The sequence below is a fragment of the Mycobacterium colombiense genome, from assembly GCF_003284935.1.
Lineage (GTDB): Bacteria > Actinomycetota > Actinomycetes > Mycobacteriales > Mycobacteriaceae > Mycobacterium > Mycobacterium arosiense_A.
Window position 1 is genome coordinate 1 of record NZ_QMEV01000143.1, and the last position, 2,848, is coordinate 2,848.

Consider the following 2,848-nt stretch of genomic DNA (forward strand, 5'->3'; position numbering starts at 1 on the left):
CCAGCGGCTCGGCCAGCACCGGGCGGCTGCGGATCTGGGCCAGGGACCGTTGCTCGCGGGTCACCCAGTTGCGCAACGCCTGGGCGCTGCGCCGGCGCAGGTCGTCGAGCAGCCGCCGCTCGGCAGCGGTATCGGGCACCACCTTCTTCGCCGCGTCGGTGGGGGTGGCCGCGCGCAGATCGGCGACCAGATCGCACAGCGGGTTGTCGGGCTCGTGGCCAACCGCGCTGACCACCAGGGTACGGCACGCCGCGATGGCACGGCACAGCGTCTCGTCGGAGAACGGCAGCAGGTCCTCCACGCTGCCGCCGCCGCGAGCGATCACGATGACGTCGACCTCGGCGTCGCGGTCGAGGTCGCCCAGCGCCTCGACGATCTGGGCGACCGCGTTGGGCCCCTGCACGGCGGTGTTACGCACCGCGAAGCGCACCCCGGGCCAGCGCGCGGCCGCCACGGTGGTCACGTCGCGTTCGGCGGCGCTGGCGCGGCCGGTGATCAGCCCAATCATGTTGGGCAGGAAGGGGATCGGTCGCTTGAGCCGAGGATCGAAGAGGCCTTCGGCGTCCAGCAGCCGGCGCAGCCGGTCGATGCGGGCCAACAACTCGCCCACCCCGACGGCGCGAATCTCGCTGAGCCGCAACGAAAATGTGCCCCGACCCGTGTAGAACGACGGCTTGCCGCGAACCACCACCTGGGTGCCCTCGGCCAGCTTCACCGGGGCGTTCAGCACCAGATCACGCGGGCAGGTCACGGTCAGCGACATATCAGCGGCCGGGTCACGCAGCACCATGAACACGGTTTTGGAATCCTGCCGCATCGAAACCTGGGCCAGCTGACCCTCGACCCAGACGGTGCCCAGCTTGTCGATCCAGCCAGCGACCCGGATGGCCACCGCGCGCACCGGAAACGGGTTCTCGGCGGAGTTCGGTTCGGAGGTAACGGCCGGGGTCACTTCGCGTTCGCGCGGGTGATCCTGTTGGCGAGCAGCGTCTGAAACGGCGCACGGCCCTTGGTCGCCTGCTCGTAGGCCAGCAGCGCTTCGAGTTCGTCCACGCTCAGCGACTGCAGGCGCGCCCGTAGCTGCGCCAGCGTCAGCGAGGTGTAGTCGAGCTCGGTGACCACTTCCGGCTGCGGAACCGAGGCGCCGGCCGCCGGCTTCTTCGCCTGACGGGTGGGCCGGGTCAGCGCGCTGGCGTCTTCGTGCGCGTCGGCCACCGAGTACAGCGCGAACCGGCCTTCGGCCCTGCGCTCGCCCTCACCGCCGTCCTGCAACGCGCCGTACGCCCCGTCGACCGCGTCGACGAGGTCCTCGTCGAAGGTCGCCCATTCCGGCTTCTCGTCCTTGGGCGGGAAGATCGATTCCAGCGTGCTGTCACCCTTGATGGCCAGCTCGGCGAGGTTCTGCTGGAAGCGCATCACGATGTGCGCGGCCTGGCTGGCCAGTGTCATCGGGTACATCAGGATGGTTTTCGGCAGCCTGATGGTCTCTTCGACCGCGACTGTTGCCGCGCCGACCAGCAGCCGAACGCCATACGGTGCAGTGCCCATGGGTCCAAGATTGCCCTAAGCGGCGGCTAACTCCAAGCCCACCGGCGCGAGCTGGCAAGCCCGTGTCCGCGGTAAGTACCCTGGACGGCATGCCGCCGACTATCGACATGGGGATTCCCGGCCGTGTGGGAGGACCAGCGCGTTCGGCAGCCGGCGACCCAGCCCGCAAGCGCGTGCTGCTGGCCGAACCGCGCGGTTACTGCGCGGGCGTCGACCGGGCCGTGGAGACCGTGGAGCGCGCGCTGGAAAAGCACGGACCACCGGTCTACGTGCGTCACGAGATCGTGCACAACCGCCACGTGGTCACCACGTTGGAAAAGGCCGGCGCGGTGTTCGTCGAGGAGACCGACGAGGTTCCCGAGGGGGCCATCGTGGTGTTCTCCGCGCACGGCGTCGCGCCGACGGTGCACGCCGCGGCCGCCGACCGCAACCTGCACACCATCGACGCGACCTGCCCGCTGGTGACCAAGGTGCACAACGAGGCCAGGCGTTTCGCCCGCAACGACTACGACATTCTGCTCATCGGCCATGAGGGCCACGAGGAGGTCGTCGGCACCGCCGGGGAGGCGCCGGACCACGTGCAGCTGGTCGACGGGGTCGCCGCCGTGGACCACGTGACGGTGCGCGACGAGAACAAGGTGGTGTGGCTCTCGCAGACCACGCTGTCGGTCGACGAGACCATGGAAATCGTCGAGCGGCTGCGGCAGCGATTCCCCAAGCTGCAGGATCCGCCCAGCGACGACATCTGCTACGCGACCCAGAACCGCCAGGTCGCGGTCAAGGCGATGGCGCCGGAGTGCGAGCTGGTGATCGTCGTCGGGTCCCGCAACTCCTCGAACTCGGTGCGCCTCGTGGAGGTCGCGCTGGGTGGCGGGGCCGCGGCCGCACACCTGGTGGACTGGGCCGACGACATCGACCCGGCATGGCTGGAAGGCGTCACCACGGTGGGCGTCACCTCCGGGGCGTCGGTTCCGGAGGTCCTGGTGGAGGGCGTGCTGGCGCGACTGGCCGAATGCGGCTTCGACGTGGTGCAGCCGGTCACGACCGCGCAGGAGACCCTGGTGTTCGCGTTGCCGCGGGAGATCCGCTCAGTTCGCTGAGCCGCTAGACGTCGTATTCCCACGAGTCCGCCGGTGACCGCCCGGGCGTCCGCGAGCGGCTGCGGCGCTCGGTGTGCGGCTCGCGGGGCGGTTCCTGGGAACCGGCGCCCCGGTAGCGGACCTGCGAGATGGGGTGATGGGTCGTCCCGTTGGAGCCGGTTGACGGGGGCCGCCGGCGCCGCGGTTCATAGGGCGGCTCG

The 2,848-nt window shown here is 70.1% G+C and carries 3 protein-coding genes and 1 pseudogene; 1 reads left to right on the top strand and 3 read right to left on the bottom strand.

The window, feature by feature from the left end; genetic code table 11:
- Both xseA and DQP57_RS26435 read right to left on the bottom strand, forming a co-directional pair.
- On the bottom strand, positions 1-952 hold a 952-nt coding region (gene xseA / locus DQP57_RS26430; protein WP_112635863.1), incomplete at its 3' end, for an exodeoxyribonuclease VII large subunit.
- The gene (locus DQP57_RS26435) at positions 949-1,548 is read right to left on the bottom strand and encodes a lipid droplet-associated protein (RefSeq protein WP_112635865.1); all 600 of its coding nucleotides are present in this window, start codon (positions 1,546-1,548) and stop codon (positions 949-951) included. The genes xseA and DQP57_RS26435, both read right to left, overlap by 4 nt.
- 89 nt (positions 1,549-1,637) lie before the next feature.
- Between DQP57_RS26435 and DQP57_RS26440 the strand changes: the two genes are divergently transcribed.
- Complete coding sequence (locus DQP57_RS26440) at positions 1,638-2,648, top strand: 4-hydroxy-3-methylbut-2-enyl diphosphate reductase (RefSeq protein WP_112635867.1); 1,011 nt, start codon at positions 1,638-1,640, stop codon at positions 2,646-2,648.
- A 4-nt stretch (positions 2,649-2,652) separates the two neighbouring features.
- Here DQP57_RS26440 and DQP57_RS26445 read toward each other — a convergent pair.
- Positions 2,653-2,848, bottom strand: a pseudogene (locus tag DQP57_RS26445) (DUF6542 domain-containing protein); the annotation flags it as partial.